The sequence below is a fragment of the Bradyrhizobium sp. INPA03-11B genome (assembly GCF_040446015.1).
Classification (GTDB): domain Bacteria; phylum Pseudomonadota; class Alphaproteobacteria; order Rhizobiales; family Xanthobacteraceae; genus Bradyrhizobium; species Bradyrhizobium macuxiense_A.
The window spans coordinates 1-14,514 of the sequence record NZ_JASGSR010000062.1 but is presented as its reverse complement, the minus strand read 5'-3'; the positions used below and the strand labels follow the sequence as shown (position 1 = coordinate 14,514).

13 protein-coding genes are annotated in these 14,514 nt (G+C 65.4%); 5 read left to right on the top strand and 8 right to left on the bottom strand.

Annotated features, from left to right (window positions below; all coding sequences use genetic code 11):
- Positions 1-19: 19 nt before the first annotated feature.
- From QMZ05_RS24295 to QMZ05_RS24285, 3 genes are all read right to left on the bottom strand, one after another.
- The gene (locus QMZ05_RS24295; protein WP_050424321.1) at positions 20-1,243 is read right to left on the bottom strand and encodes an ABC transporter substrate-binding protein; all 1,224 of its coding nucleotides are present in this window, start codon (positions 1,241-1,243) and stop codon (positions 20-22) included.
- Between the two features lie 575 nt (positions 1,244-1,818).
- The gene (locus tag QMZ05_RS24290; RefSeq protein WP_353703035.1) at positions 1,819-3,414 is read right to left on the bottom strand and encodes an MDR family MFS transporter; all 1,596 of its coding nucleotides are present in this window, start codon (positions 3,412-3,414) and stop codon (positions 1,819-1,821) included.
- Between the two features lie 192 nt (positions 3,415-3,606).
- A complete protein-coding gene (locus QMZ05_RS24285; RefSeq protein WP_353703034.1) occupies positions 3,607-4,128 on the bottom strand; it encodes a YcgN family cysteine cluster protein in 522 nt (173 codons plus the stop codon).
- 288 nt (positions 4,129-4,416) lie between these two features.
- Here QMZ05_RS24285 and QMZ05_RS24280 point away from each other — a divergent pair, with 288 nt between their 5' ends.
- The 3 genes from QMZ05_RS24280 to QMZ05_RS24270 are packed head-to-tail and all read left to right on the top strand — an operon-like array spanning position 4,417 to position 7,899.
- Positions 4,417-6,702 (top strand): PBP1A family penicillin-binding protein, encoded by a 2,286-nt coding sequence (locus tag QMZ05_RS24280; protein ID WP_353703033.1) that lies wholly within the window; start codon positions 4,417-4,419, stop codon positions 6,700-6,702.
- 1 nt (position 6,703) lies between these two features.
- Positions 6,704-7,282 carry a DUF1214 domain-containing protein gene (locus QMZ05_RS24275; RefSeq protein WP_050424324.1) on the top strand — a complete coding sequence of 193 codons (579 nt, stop codon included), beginning with the start codon at positions 6,704-6,706 and terminating at the stop codon, positions 7,280-7,282.
- On the top strand, positions 7,279-7,899 hold the full coding sequence (locus QMZ05_RS24270; protein WP_353703032.1) for a DUF1254 domain-containing protein: 621 nt from the start codon (positions 7,279-7,281) through the stop codon (positions 7,897-7,899). Before QMZ05_RS24275 ends, QMZ05_RS24270 begins: the two co-directional genes overlap by 4 nt.
- Here QMZ05_RS24270 and QMZ05_RS24265 read toward each other — a convergent pair.
- Positions 7,896-9,011 (bottom strand): helix-turn-helix transcriptional regulator, encoded by a 1,116-nt coding sequence (locus QMZ05_RS24265; protein ID WP_353703031.1) that lies wholly within the window; start codon positions 9,009-9,011, stop codon positions 7,896-7,898. The two genes, QMZ05_RS24270 and QMZ05_RS24265, sit on opposite strands and share 4 nt — an antisense overlap.
- A 174-nt stretch (positions 9,012-9,185) precedes the next feature.
- Positions 9,186-10,025, bottom strand: a complete 840-nt coding sequence (locus tag QMZ05_RS24260) for an MBL fold metallo-hydrolase (RefSeq protein WP_353703030.1) — start codon at positions 10,023-10,025, stop codon at positions 9,186-9,188.
- 91 nt (positions 10,026-10,116) lie between these two features.
- Here QMZ05_RS24260 and QMZ05_RS24255 point away from each other — a divergent pair, with 91 nt between their 5' ends.
- Positions 10,117-10,977, top strand: coding sequence for a LysR family transcriptional regulator (locus tag QMZ05_RS24255; protein ID WP_353703029.1), 861 nt, complete (start codon positions 10,117-10,119; stop codon positions 10,975-10,977).
- On the opposite strand, the gene QMZ05_RS24250 is transcribed toward QMZ05_RS24255, so the two are convergent.
- Positions 10,974-11,741 carry a hypothetical protein gene (locus QMZ05_RS24250; RefSeq protein ID WP_353703028.1) on the bottom strand — a complete coding sequence of 256 codons (768 nt, stop codon included), beginning with the start codon at positions 11,739-11,741 and terminating at the stop codon, positions 10,974-10,976. The two genes, QMZ05_RS24255 and QMZ05_RS24250, sit on opposite strands and share 4 nt — an antisense overlap.
- Positions 11,742-11,757: 16 nt before the next feature.
- Positions 11,758-11,952 (bottom strand): hypothetical protein, encoded by a 195-nt coding sequence (locus QMZ05_RS24245; RefSeq protein ID WP_024579523.1) that lies wholly within the window; start codon positions 11,950-11,952, stop codon positions 11,758-11,760.
- A 295-nt stretch (positions 11,953-12,247) separates the two neighbouring features.
- On the opposite strand from QMZ05_RS24245, the gene QMZ05_RS24240 reads away from it, so the two are divergent.
- Positions 12,248-13,180: a DUF2336 domain-containing protein gene (locus QMZ05_RS24240; protein WP_353703027.1), complete on the top strand. Its 933-nt coding sequence runs from the start codon at positions 12,248-12,250 to the stop codon at positions 13,178-13,180.
- A 93-nt stretch (positions 13,181-13,273) separates the two neighbouring features.
- Here the strand turns inward: QMZ05_RS24240 and QMZ05_RS24235 are convergent, their stop codons facing one another.
- On the bottom strand, positions 13,274-14,380 hold the full coding sequence (locus QMZ05_RS24235) for an NADH:flavin oxidoreductase (protein ID WP_353703026.1): 1,107 nt from the start codon (positions 14,378-14,380) through the stop codon (positions 13,274-13,276).
- Between the last annotated feature and the right edge of the window lie 134 nt (positions 14,381-14,514).

The window sequence follows — 14,514 nt, the reverse complement described above, 5'->3', positions numbered from 1 at the left end:
CCGGGAGCATGATCGTCAGTCAGTTCGTGGTGAGCTTGATGAAGCTCGGGAACTTGAGATCGCTCTTGGCGACCTCCTTCGGCCAGACCGCGACCTGCTTGCCGCCCTGCCACTGCAGCATCAGTCCGGTGATCAGGCCCTTGCCGTACTTGATCGAATGGGTGAAGGGATCGTCCTTGCCGTAGAACTGGACGCGTCCGATGGTGCCTTCCCAATCGGTCTTCTCCAGCGCATCGACCATCTTGTCGGCCTCGACCGAGCCGGCGCGCTTCACCGCATCCGCGATGTAATAGACCTCGTCATAGGCGGTGTAGCCCGCATAGGACGGATAGTTGCCGTAGCGCTTCTTGAAGCCTTCCGCGAACGGCACCGACTTCGGCGTCACCGCGACGTTCGGGCCCGACACGCCCTGATACAGCACGCCTTCCGCCGCGTCGTTGGTGTCCTTGCCGAAGGTCTCGTTGGTGGCCTGCGAGGAAATGCCGAACATCGGGATCGGCACCTGCTGGTTCTTCCACTGCACCGTCGGCTGCACGCCGACATGCGAGATGCCGGTGATGATCACGTCCGGCTTGGCGGCTTCGACCTTGTTGAAGATCGGCGTGAAGTCGGTGGTGTCAGGCGAGAAGCGGATATGGTCGACGACCTTGAGCCCGATCTTCGGCAGGCACTCCTCGTAGCCGACGTCGAGCGGCTTGGTCCAGGCCGCGTCCTCGCTCATGATGACCGCGGTCTTCATGTGCTTCTGATCGACCAGGAGCTCCTTGGCGGCGTCGCAGACTGACAGCGCCAACGCCGCAGAGGTCAGATAGCCGTGGAAGGTGTACTTGTTCTTCTCGTAATCGGCGTGGACGCTCTTGCTGATCTCGTTGGAGGCTGCTCCAGGCGTGACGAACGGCGTCTTCAGGCGCGAAGCCCACGGCTCGAGCGCCAGCACCACCTCGCTGATGTAGCTCGATATGACGACGTTGACCTTGTCCTCGTTGACCGCGCGCTGGAACGCACGCACCGAATCCGCCGACGATGAGTGATTGTCGTAGGAGACGATTTCGATCTTGCGGCCGTCGATGCCGCCCTTGGCGTTGATCTCGTCGGCGGCCAGCTGCGCCGCCTGCGGGATCGAGGCACCGGCAATCGCCTGCGCTTCGGCAATCACGCCGATCTTGAGGGTGTCGGCGGCCTGCGCCCCGCCGGGCGCGAGCGCGACAAGGCCCAAAGCGGCTGCTCCGGCGAATTGCTGCATCGCATGAAATGGCAGTCGCGGTGTTCTTGTCACTCTGTTTCTCTCCTCTTGTTGTTTTTCGGCTGCTTCGAGCTCTTGGGGCCGGACTATAGCCGCGACAAAATGCGCAGCAAGTGAAACTGCGCGCAGATCGCCATGCGCGGACGGCAACTAAAGTAGTGGGTCGGCGCTGGCAGGCTGAATAAATATGAGGCAGCGCGGGGAATAAATGAGAGTCGTGGGCGACGATCTCTCCTCCCGTCATTCCTGGGTGCGCAATTCCGAAGCGGTGTCCTCATCCTCAGCTGTCATCGCCCGGCTTGACCGGGCGATCCAGTACGCCGCGGCTTCTCGGCTCAAGCACAACCGTCTCTGGAATACTGGATCACCCCCTTTAGCGGGTGATGACATCGCGTGGTTTGAGACGTTGAATCGAGAACCAATCCTCATCGTCGTCCCGGCGAAGGCCGGGACCCATAACCACCGATGCGAATTGCTAAGCGCTATTGGAACGACGAGTCCCACTGACAACATCCGCCGCGGCGTATGGGTCCCGGCGTTCGCCGGGACGACAGCGGTGAGCGTAGCGACCCGCCCTACTCCGCCATCTCAGCCGGCGGGCGCGTGGCAGGACCGGCGAGCGGGCGCTCTTCCATCGTGATCATGCAGATCGACGCGGTGGTCAGCAGCACGGCGGCGGCGCCGAACACGTAGCGGAACGCATGGATCATGTCGGCCATCGGGATCGCGCTGACCGTGCTGGCCGCGGCAGCGTGATGCTCGCCGGCGAGCGAGATGTCGGTGCCGAGCGTCATCAGCAGGATCGTGGTGAAGGCCGCGACCGTGAAGGAGGCCATCATGGCGCGGAAGAAGTTCATCGCGCCGGTCACGGTGCCGACCTGCGGCCGCGCGACGGCGTTCTGCAGCGACACCACGCTGATCGGGAAAGTGGTGCCGAGGCCGAGCGCGAACACGCTCATCAGCGTCAGCAAGCCCCACAGCGGCAGCGTCGTCACCGCCATGCCGACGGCACAGATCGCCGCCACCGAGGTGCCGACGATCGCGACGCGCTTGTAGTGCTTGGCCTTCGCCATGGTGCGTCCGGCAATCGCCGCACCAAAGGTCGAGATCGCCGCGAGCGGGATCAGCGCAAGGCCGGCTTCGCTGGCGGTGAGGTGATAGACCACCTCGTAATAGAGCGGCAGGTGCACGGTGAGGCCGACCATGGCGCCGAGCGCACAGCCGCCCGCCCCCATCGCGAACGGCACCACCGAGCCGCCGAGCAGCGACAGCGGCAAGAACGGCTCGTCGGCCCGGCCCGCGTGCCAGACGAAGGCGCCGGCGAGCGCAATCGAGGCGCCGATCATCGCGGTGATGGTCGGCGACAGCCAGGACAGACGGGTGCCGCCCCAGGTCAGCACCAGCATCAGCACGACGGCCGAGGCCATCAGCAGCACGCCGCCGAGCCAGTCGACCTTGCGCTTGCGGTGGAACACCGGGATCTTGCTCATCTTCGGCAGCAGCAGCGCCAGCGCGGCCGCCGCGAGCGGCAAATTGATCCAGAAGATCATCGACCAGTGCAGATGCTCGGCGAACACGCCGCCGACCACCGGGCCGAGAATGCCGCCGGCCATCCAGACGCTGGAGAAGTAGGCCTGATAGCGTCCACGCTCGCGCGGAGTGACGACGTCGGAGATCACGGTCTGGACCACCGGCATGATGCCGCCACCACCGAGCCCCTGCAGGCCGCGGGCAATGATCAGCATCGTCATGCTGGGCGCGATGGCGCACAGCACCGAGCCGACCACGAACAGGCTGAGCGAGGTGATGATCATGACGCGGCGGCCATAGATGTCGCTCAGCGTGCCGAACACCGGCGCCACCGCGGTCGAGGCAAGCAGATAGGCCGTGATCACCCAGGACAGGTTGGTGACGTCGTGAAACTGGCGTCCGATCGTCGGCAGCGCGGTCGCGACGATGGTCTGGTCGAGCGCGGCCAGAAACATCGTCAGCATCAGGCTGATGACGATGGTGCGAACTTCATCGGGATTGAGCGGTGCCGGCGGCGCCAGTGGCGGCGCGTCGCTGAGTTCGATCACCTCGCTCGGGAGATGAGACAGCTCTTCGGCAATGTCGTCAGGCAATGTGGATTGGTCGGCAGGAAAACGGCTCTGCCGTTCATACTTGTTCATTTGGGGCGTAATGCTGCTGCGCGGGCGCGTCCCGCGATGGAATCATTCTCTGCTTCGTAATTTATGCAGCAATTGCCTGCTGAGGCAGCCACCTCAGCGCATGGGTGCATCCCGCCGCGATGTTCTCGCGATGACGTGATCGCAGAGCAGCCGGCGGAGGCTCTCGCGACGTCGGCGTCACGTTCTGAAAATCTACTTGGAGGCCTTCGGCCGCTTCTTCAATTGTGCCCGTTTCGGCAGCAAGGCCGGCCAGCGCACGATGTGATCCTCGAGATCGGCGTCGTTGACATCGATCTCGGTGCCTTCCACCCGGCCGCGCACCGAGACCCCGGCCTCATGAACGGTGTTGGGATCGCCCGAGATCAGGGGATGCCACCAATAGAGATCGCGCCCCTCGGCCACGAGGCGGTAGCCGCAGCTCGGCGGCAGCCAGTTCAGGGTGCGGACGTTTTCGGGCGTGAGGCGGACGCAATCCGGAACCTGCTCGGAGCGGTTCGGGTAGTCCTTGCAGGCGCACAGGCCGGCATCGAGCAGCTTGCAGGAGATATGGGTGAAATAGATCTTCCCGGTGTCCTCGTCCTCGAGCTTCTCCAGGCAGCAGCGTGCGCAGCCGTCACACAGGCTCTCCCATTCGGCGTTGGACATCTCCTCCAACGTCTTGGTTTTCCAGAAGAATCCTTCCTGGCCCGACGGGCGCTTGGGCGGTGCGGTCATGCTGTCCCTGAAATGACTATAAAGCTCTTCTTGGGGCGCCAACGGCCCCTCCGCAAGGGGGTGGTATTGCGGGGTCGAAAAAGCCAGTGGGCAGCGTTAGGGCTTTCATTAAATTCGCAAGCCGCGCCATTGGTTTATGGCAGCCGCTCGGATAGAACGTGGAACGAGTCCCCAACGACGCAAAAGCGCCTTGGGATTGCCGCAACATCGAAGCAAGACGCTGGCCTGTGCCCGTTTCGGGCGCCCGCAGCGCTGTCGAACTGATCAAGGGTCCGGTCCTTTCAGATCATGCCGTCGCATTGGAAACAGAAGGTCCGGAACTTCTTCCTGGACCTCGATGCGCGTATCGACTCGACGCTGTTCTCGTCGGGCAAGGGCCTGCGCGAGCTCTACGAGCGCTATTCCACCTTCATGGACCGCTTCTATGTCGGCCGCTGGAAGCGCTGGGTGTTCATCGAGCCGCTGTCGGAAGCCGCGACCATCGGGCTCGGCGGCATGATCCTGATGCTGACGCTCGCGATCCCGGCTGTCCGCGAGACCGCCGACGAGGACTGGCTGAAGAAATCCGACCTCGCGGTGACCTTCCTCGACCGCTACGGCAACCCGATCGGCAGCCGCGGCATCAAGCATAACGACTCGATCCCGCTGGAAGACTTTCCGGACAATCTGATCAAGGCGACGCTCGCAACCGAGGACCGCCGCTTCTACGACCATTTCGGCATCGACGTGCCGGGCCTCGCTCGCGCGCTTGTCACCAACGCGCAGGCCGGCGGCGTCCGCCAGGGCGGTTCGTCGATCACCCAGCAGCTCGCCAAGAACCTGTTCCTGAACAACGAGCGCACCATCGAGCGCAAGGTGAAGGAAGCCTTCCTCGCGATCTGGCTCGAGACGCGGCTCACCAAGAACGAAATCCTCAAGCTCTATCTCGACCGCGCCTATATGGGCGGCGGCACCTTCGGCGTCGACGGCGCGGCGCATTTCTACTTCAACAAGTCGGTGCGCGACGTGAACCTCGCGGAAGCCGCGATGCTCGCCGGCCTGTTCAAGGCCCCGACCAAATACGCCCCGCATATCAACCTGCCCGCGGCGCGCGCCCGCGCCAACGTCGTGCTCGACAATTTGGTCGATGCCGGCTTCATGACCGAGGGCCAGGTGTTCGGCGCCCGCCGCAACCCGGCGGTCGCGGTCGACCGGCGCGACGAGAACTCGCCGAACTACTATCTCGACTACGCCTTCGACGAGATGCGCAAGCTGGTCGACACCTTCCCGAAATCCTACACCGAGCGCGTCTTCGTGGTCCGCACCGCGATCGACATGAACGTGCAGAAGGCGGCCGAGGAAGCGATCGAGAACCAGCTCCGGCAGTTCGGGCGTGATTATCACGCGACGCAGGCCGCGACCGTGGTGTCCGATCTCGACGGCGGCATCCGCGCCATGGTCGGCGGCCGCGACTACGGTGCGAGCCAGTTCAACCGCGCCACTGACGCCTATCGCCAGCCGGGCTCGTCGTTCAAGCCTTACGTCTACACCACGGCGCTGCTGAACGGCTTCACGCCCAACTCGAAGATCGTCGACGGCCCGGTCTGTATCGGCAATTGGTGCCCGCAGAACTATGGCCACTCCTATTCGGGTCAGGTGACGCTGACCCAGGCGATCACGCGTTCGATCAACGTGGTGCCGGTCAAGCTCTCGATCATGCTGGGCGGCAAGGAAGGCCCGAAGGCCGGCCGCGCCAAGATCGTTGAGGTGGCGCGCCGCTTCGGCCTCAAGGCGCCGCTGCCGGATACGCCGTCACTGCCGATCGGCTCCGACGAAGTCACGGTGCTGGAGCACGCGGTGGCCTATGCGACCTTCCCGAACCGCGGCAAGGCGGTGACGCCGCATTCGGTGCTCGAGGTGCGCACCGGCGCCGGCGATCTGGTGTGGCGCTGGGACCGCGACGGGCCGAAACCGCGGCAGGCCATTCCCCCGAACATCGCCGCCGACATGGCCGGCATGATGAGCCACGTGGTCAGCGAAGGCACCGCGCGCCGTGCCGCGCTCGACGGCATTCCGACCGCGGGCAAGACCGGCACCACCAATGCCTATCGCGACGCCTGGTTCGTCGGCTACACCGGCAACTTCACCTGCGCGGTGTGGTACGGCAATGACGACTATTCGCCGACCAACCGCATGACCGGCGGCTCGCTGCCGGCGCAGACCTGGCACGACATCATGGTCGCCGCGCATCAGGGCGTGGAAGTGCGCGAGCTCAACGGCGTCGGCATGGGCCAGAAACTGCCGCCGCAGCCGGCGCAGGCCAATGCCCAGGCCAACGCCGCGCCGCGCGTGCTGGAAACCAAGCCGGGCCCGCCGCCGGTGCTGACCAAGCGCGGCGCGGACATCCTGGTACGGGTCGAGAAGCTGCTCGACGACGCTGCCAGGACTGCTGAGAAGACCACCGGCAAGACCACGCTGAACGAGCCTGCGAAGACCGGCAAGGCGGAATCTTCGAGCGCGCTGGCGTTCCCCGAAAACTACGTTGCCGCGGCCGGGCCGGACGGCGCGACGGCACCTGCGCCACGCAAGAACTGACGTGCGGCTCCTCCTCACCACCCTGTTGGCACTCGTCATCGCCACCGCCGTCGGCCTCGGCCTGACCTACGCGACGGCAACGCGCGGCACCGATCTCGGCACGCTGAAGATCGGCGCCTGGACCGCGCGGCCGAAGAACGGCACCTCCGACGTCGACCCCTATTCGCGCGCCACCATCGCGCGCAGCGGCGAGCTGCCGATCGGCACCGGCGACGGCATCGCGTTCTCGGCAACCACTGACGACAAGAACAAGCCGCTCGACGGCCGCTGCGACATCGTCGTCAGCGGCGTGACGCCGGCGGCGCGGTTCTGGACGCTGACGCTGTTCGACCGCAAGGGCCACCTCGTCGCCAACTCGCTGCAGCGCTACGGCTTCACCAGCCAGGAGATCATGCGCGCCTCCGACGGCACATTCGAGATCCACATCGCCTCGCGCTCGCGTGCCGGCAACTGGTTGCCGACCGGCGGCATCGAGCGCTACGCGCTGATGCTGCGGCTCTACGACACGCCGGTCGGGGTCGCGACCCGCACCCAGCGCGACGCGCCGATGCCCTCGATCGCAACGACGGGCTGCCCATGATCCGCGTGCTGTTCACGATCCTCGCAGGCGTGCTGCTCGGCGGCGTGGTGCATCTCGTCAGCGTGCTGGCGCTGCCGCGCATCGCCTCGCAGGACGCCTATTCGCGGCTCACGCCGATGACCAAGCTCAACGAGGTGACGCAGCTGCCGCTGGCCGACCCGAGCCACTCGCCGATGCCGCTGATGGATCCGGCCTTCGCGGTCGCGATCTGCCGCTACGATCTCTCGACCGGGCCGCTCAAGCTCACCGTGCCGGTCAGCCAGGCCTATACGTCGGTGTCGTTCTACACCCGCAACGAAGTCGCCTATTACGCGATCAACGATCGATCCGCCGGCAAGAAGGTGATCGAGCTCGACCTGATGACGGAAGCGCAGCACAACGAGCTGCCGGAGGACGAGGAAGTCACCGCCGCCGACCGGCTGATCATCGATTCGCCGACCTCGACCGGCCTGATCCTGCTGAAGGCGCTGGCGCCGGAGCCCGGCCTGATGCCGCAGGCGCAGGCCTCGCTCGCGGCTTCATCCTGCAAGGTGCAGTCCGAGCCGGTCGCGGCCAAGCAGGAAGCGCCGCCGCCGCTGCCCGCGCCGGCCCCGCCGCCGGCGGCACGCAAGCGCTAGCCGGCGACCGTCAGTTTCGGGATGGCGCCGAGCAGCGCGACGACATCCCGCTGGCTGTGCGTTCCTGTCTTGGCAAACACCGCTTTGACCTGGTTGCGGATCGTTTCGCGGCTTAGCCCGTGAAGCGCCGCGATATCGCCGATCGTCTGTCCCTGCACGATGCCGCGGGCAACCCGCGCTTCGCTGGGGGAGAGATCGAAGAGTCCGCGAATGAGCGCTAGGCTCGGCGCCTGAGGTGCCGTAACCGGCGTCACGATCAGGATGCCCACCGCCCCATCAAAAAGATCGCGCGCTTCGCCGGGCATCGACACCAGATGAACAACCACGCGGTCCTGATTGTCGGCGCGGCACGCCGCAAAGGAACGCACGCCCTTCTCAAGCGGCGACCCCAGCTGGGACAAACCGGCACGCAGGAGGGTGTCGGCCGCGGCGTCCCTCATCGCGATGCGGTCCCCGGGGAGCCAGCGCAAGACGTCCGTCATGCCTTCGATCAAGGCGTTCGCCACCAGGACACGTCCGGATCGTTCAATCGCCAGCGCCGGCAGATCGACGAGCGCCAGAGCCTCGGTCGCCGCCTGCATCCGCGCCAGACGCCAGCGCGTCGCCAGCAGGCTCGCCCGCGCGAGATGGGGACGAAACCGGTCGAGAAAATCGAGATCCTGCCGCGAAAAGGCCGGCTCGCCTGCGAGTCTTTCCATATGAAACACGACGAGCTCGCCGGAGGGACTATGCACGGCCGTCGCGCAGGCGTGCTCGAAACCCCACTTCTTGTTCCACTCCGTCCGATACGGATCGCGTTCCCATTCCTCCAGCGTGAAGACGTCTTGTTCGCTGACGAAACCAGGGTGATCCCGTGCCAGCAGCCTCGGGGTCGTCTCGGTACGACTGGCCAGGCCCTCGCTGATGAAGGCCGAGAATGCCTCCTGGATCGATGGTGACATCACCACGCCATTCCAGACGCCGCTCCACCGATCGCTGCCCGAGCTGATCATCACCATGCCGTGGGCGCCGCCGGCATGCGCGATGTCTTCCAGAACGTCCGGCCACAGGTCTGGAACGACAGCAGCCTCATGGATCCGATCCACGATGCGCTCGAAGTCAATGTCCGTCATTGCCACCCCTATTAGCCCCAAGACAATCGACGTCAAACAAGCAGCCGGCGCAACTCCGCGCAAATACTGGCATTTCCATTGCCCGAATTTCAATTGGTAACGTGGATGCAACGACCTCGCCAGCATCGCCGGCAAACTCTACGACGAAGGTCAAATGCGGGCCGCGCGGTCAAATCAAAGAGCGAGCGCGTGTCGGCCGCAACGGCAGGTCTCGTAGTCGACGGGATCGTGGCTGTTGACGATCGTAACATCGGAGCCATGCGCCGCCTTCAGCTGACGCAAACGCTCCTGGTTCTGGATCCGCGTCGCGCGATCCATATCCGCTCGGCGCTGGAACAGGCCGAGCACCAGCGGGATCCGCGGCCTGGCATCGAGTTGCGCGTGATGGAAATAGGCATCACCGGCGTGCAGCAGCCATCTGTCCTTGTCGCGCACCGCGATGCCGCAATGGCCGAGCGTGTGGCCCGGCAGCGGGATCATCAGAATGTCCGCCTCGCGGTCACCAAGCGCGCGCACGCCCTTGAATCCGAACCAGTCCTCGCCATCAGCGCCATAGAACGCCCAGTCCGGCCCGTGCTTCCATTGCGCCGTGATGTAGCGTCCTTCCGGCGGCGTGACCTGATACGTCACCGCCATATCGTATTCCTTGCGATGGACATGCACCTTGGCTTTCGGAAAGTCCGGCACGCCGCCAGCGTGATCGCGATCGAGATGCGTCAGCAACAGATGGCGCACGTCATCAGGCGAGAAGCCCAGCGCCTTCACCTGACGGACGGCGGTCTCGGCCGGATCTAGTCGCGGCGTGGTCTGCCGCACCCATTTGCGCCCGAGCCGCGGCGGGTCGCCGATGTCGTCGAGCCCGATACCGGTGTCGACCAGCACGAGGCCGTGATTGCTCTCGACGAGCAGGCAATGACACACCATCCGCGCCCGCTGGAAGATGCTGCCAGTGCCGTTCACGAGTCGCTTTCCGATCGGGCACATCGTGCCGGTGTTGAGATGATGGATGCGCATGACAAATCCTCCGCTGACGCCGGCGTAGGCTTGCCACTCGCATTTCCATAGGTAAAATATTGTCTATCTATCTATACGATAGGACAGACCTATGGATATCCGCGAACTCCGTTATTTTGCCGCGGTCTACCGCGAGCGCAATCTGACCGCTGCGGCGAAGCGCTGCTTCATCTCGCAACCCTCGATCTCCGCGGCGATCACCAACCTCGAGGCCGAGCTCGGCACCACGCTGTTCATCCGGCACAAGAAGGGCATGGCGCCGACGGAATCTGCCGCGCAGTTTCACGGCATCGCCCGCAAGATCATCGACGAGGCGGACGCGGCGCGAAACCTGTTTCGCAAGCCGGCGACGAAGCAGGCGCTGACGCTCGGCCTGTTGCGGACGCTCGATCAGGCCCGGACCATCGCCCTGCTGAAGCCGCTGACCGGCAACGCCGATCTCGCACTTCGGCTGGTCGGCGCCAGCCAAAAGTCCGACGCGCGGATCGTCGCGAGAACGATGATCGTACCCGGCGAGCACTTCATCCCGCTCTGGAGCGAGCGCTACGTCGCGGCCCTGCCGCCGTCGCATCCCCTCACCCTCAAGGAGACGCTGCGAACCAGCGACTTCGCCGGCGTTCCGATGATCGATCGTTGCCATTGCGAGCAGCAGGAGTTTTTCAAGCGCACCGCGCCGCCGCGCAAGCCGGTGGCGATCGCGGAATCGGAGGAGTGGGCGATGGCGCTGGTTGCGGCCGGGGTCGGCGTCGCGATCGTCCCCGAAGGCGTGGCGCGCGGTAATCCGGATGTGGCGGTGCGTGCGATCGATGTCGACGTGACGCGCCAGGTCGGCCTCGCCTACCCCTCGGCCCATCCGCCCTCCGATGCTCTGAAGGAGTTCATTGCGAGCCTGCCGCGGCAGGCTAACAGCCGCCGCGCCAGGTCCGCAATCAAGAAGGTGAAACGGGCCTAGCCCTTCGTCACCACGGCCTGGCCCGTGACCGGCCCGGAGACCAGCGGCGCATTGGCGGTGAGCCGGGCGAGTTCGTTGATCTGGCGTTCGGCATCCGCGGCCATGCCGTCGGGCGCCTGGATCACCAGCCGCTCCAGCGCCCAGCGATAGGACGAGATCCGCCGCTCCAGGGCCTGCTGGACCCACTGCACGATCAGCGTGTTCTCTTCCATCCGCGCGACTGCATCGGCCCGCTCGCGCGGCGACACGTCGGCGATCATGTTGAGGCTGGCACTGCGCTTGCGGTCGAGCTCGATCACCTGGATCGCCGTCGCGAAGAACGGCTCGAACCGCGTGATGTCGTCGCGCACCTGGTCGATCAGCAGCGAATAGCGCGAGGCGAACGAGCGATGCGGCTCGTCGATCAGGTTGCGGCCATACGCGGTGCGGTCGAACACCGCCTTCTGCCGCCACGGCGAAGGCAGCGGCTGGTAATCGCCGAACACGCTCTTCCATGCCGGCCGCGACAGCGGCGGCTCGACGAACTGATAGGCGAGATCGCGCAGCTGGCGTTCGTGTTCGGTGAGCTGGAATTGCGAGGCGTTCTTGCCGATGCTGCCGGTCGCCTCGGCGCCCATCCAGCGATGCATGTCGTCGTTGCGGAAATCAGCGCGGGTGCGGCCGAAATCGCCGCCGCTACAGCCCGCGAGCGCTGAGCCCGCCACCAGCAGGATCAGCGCCGGGAGTGACCGCCGAACGACGATCCGCTGCACAGGCTCGGGCATTGCACGCTGTCCGCGATCAGGAGCGGCGTCGGCGCCGGCGGCCCTGCGCAGTGCCCTGCTCCGGTCCGCGACCACCGCCGGTCTCCTCCGTCGTTCGCTCGATCCGGACGACGGGAAGGATCAGCACGGTCCCCATGCCTTCGCCGGCAGCACCGGCCATGCTCGGCCGCCGTGCAGCCGCATCCGCCGGAAACTCAACGATGGTGCCCATGTTCCGTTCTCTCTGGCCCCGCACGGACATGATTTGCCCCGCGCACGCCGAGTTAAGAACGGGCATGGTTAACGACATCTTAAACTGCCGATACGGACGGTTACGGATATGGCGCTGTGCCTTAATGGACACGCGCAAATCCGAGCATTCGCCTTCACGGCTTGTTTTCCTTAACTGCGTCTTAAAACAGCCTGCGTAGGCTCGCTGCCACAGGGTTTTTCAAACCGAATCTTACTGGCAAGTCGCGTACGCCGAGATGAGCGCAGCTCCGCTATTTCCTGGTTTCGATGGGCTGATGACGCTCTCCCGTCGTGAGGGCGTCGACATCCGCCCCACGCTGCTGCGCGTCCTGACCGACCTCTATGTGCAAGCCAGCGCACACTCCGCCGATGAAGAGCGCCAGTTCGTCGAGCTGACGTCGCGCCTGATCGACGAGGTCGACGATGCGACCCGCGCCGCGGTCCGCGCGCGGCTTGCGATCTATCCGGCAACGCCAGCCCGGATCATGGACAAGCTCGGGCTGCGGCGCGCCGGACCGGACCAGCCGATGCCGGCTGCTGCGCCGATTGCCCCGTCCGCAGCGTCAACGCCGCAGGCGAGGATTCCGACCGAGGCCGAGCAGCGGATGGCGGCGAGCCTCGCGATGCGGCCGAACGATGCCGCCGAAATCTCCGACATGTTCTTTGCAGCCAGTGCCAAGGAACGCGCGCAGATCCTGCACAATCTGCAGGAGACGCCGCTGAAGGCCGCGGCACGGATTCCGGCCGCCCGCGCCGCGCGCGCGATCCATATCCTGGAGATGGCCGCGTTTGCCGAGGACCTCGACAACTTCACGCTCGAACTCGGCGAAGCACTGATCCTGCCGTCGCGGATCGCCGCCGACGTCGTCAACGATCCCGGCGGCGAGCCGCTCGCCTGCGCGATGCGGGCGCTCGACGTGTCGAGCGCCGCCTTCCAGCGCATCCTGATGTTCCTCAATCCGGAAGCCGGCTCGTCGGTCAACTATGTCTACCGGCTGTCGCGGCTCTACGATCGCCTGAGCGAGCGCTCGGCGCTGGTGATGCTGGCGGCCTGGCGCGGCTCGACCATGGCGGTGGCCCGCAACAAGTATCGCTCGTCGCTCTATGATGACGAGCGTCATCGCGTCCGCGCAGCGTCGCCGCAGACGCGATCCACGGTGCAACCGGGCAGCGCGCCCGCCATTCGCAACCAGAAATCCGGAAGCTAAGCCGCGACCATCGCCTTCTAGCTTTATTCCGGGCATGCGTGGACTCGCTGGCGCGGCAAGCTCGTCGTGCCGCCCTGCCACCCGCCCCGCCGATTAACTCAGGGTGGCGAACGCGGCCGGCGTGAACTCGGCGATCTCGCGACCTTGCCGTACTTTCTCAAGCCAGGCGGCATCCTGCAGCAACGCGCGTCCGACCGCGACCAGGTCGAACTCGCCGCGTTCCAGCCGCCTGAGCAGTCCATCCAGCGGCGTGGATTGGGCGGTCTCGCCCGCCAAGGATGCGTAGACGTCGCCAGACAGGCCGACAGCGCCAACGGTTATCGCGGTGACCCCCGTGAACTTCTTCGCCCAGCCGGCCAGATTCAGCTCCCGATCGATCTCAGGGAAAGCGGGCTGCCAGAACTTTGGCTGTGAGAGGTGGAAGGCATCCGCTCCAGCGTCGACAAGGACGGAAAGCCATTGTTCCAGCGCCTTCGGCGTCGCGGCCAGCCGTGCACCGAAGTCTTTCGGCTTCCATTGTGAAAGGCGGAGAATCACCGGGAAGCCCGAGGTCACCACCGACCGGATTGCGTTCAGAATCTCGACCACGAAGCGAGAACGCTCGACGAGCGTCGAGCCACCGTATTCGTCGTCGCGCAAGTTGAGATGGTCGTAGAAGAACTGATTGATGAGATAGCCGTGCGCCCCCATCACCTCTATGCCGTCGAAGCCGAGCCGCTCGGCATCCATTGCTGCCTTCGCGAACGCGTCGATGATGTCGGCCACGTCGGCCTCGCTCATCGGCTGGTTGATGCGCTCGCCTGTCACTGAAAGCCCCGAGGGACTTTCATAGGGCGCCGGCGGTGTCCAGTCCGGTACCGCGTTCGAGAGCTTATGCCCCACATGAACCAACTGCGGCGCGATGCGCCCGCCTGCTGCGTGAACCTCGTCCACCACCTTCTTCCAGCCGGCGAGCGCCGCCTCGCCGTGGAAGCGGGGCATATCGGGCTCGTTGAGCGCGGCCGGGCGGCCGACCCCTGTCGCCTCGGTGATGATGAGACCGACGCCGCTCTCTGCGCGGCGGCGATAATAGGCAGCGACCTCGGCGGTGGGTACGCCGCCCGGCGACATCGACCGCGTCATCGGAGCCATCACGACGCGGTTCGGCAGGTCGAGGGCGTTCAGGCGGTAGGATCTGAACAGGACGTCAAGACTGGACATGGGATGTTCCGGGGCGCGAGAGACAGTCGACCAGAGTGCATTGATGCAAGCCGTCGTCAGGCGTTTCGCTCGTTTGGTTATCAGGGACGCGCCGGCCGACTCACGCGGATGCGCTCACCGGCTCGGCCCTTGGC